General features: G+C 62.4%; 1 pseudogene. It reads left to right on the top strand.

The features are described from left to right. Positions 1–53: 53 nt before the first annotated feature. Positions 54–210, top strand: a pseudogene (locus tag AC5RWU_RS24870) (IS256 family transposase); the annotation flags it as partial.

The raw sequence follows: 210 nt of genomic DNA on the forward strand, positions 1-210 counted from the left end.
TGATCCGAAAGGAGACGGCCGTGTCAGAGTTCACGACCGAGATGACAGAGGCGATGATCGATCCCGTGACGGGAGAGATCATCGATCAGAAGGAGCTCGCCGAACGGCTGCTTGCTCAGGCCAAGGAGCAGGGCGTGAGTCTGGTGGGCCCTGGTGGGCTGCTGAGCCAGCTCACGAAGAACGTGCTCGAGACGGCGCTGGAGGCGGAAC

The organism is Arthrobacter sp. B0427-1-12, from assembly GCF_059092905.1.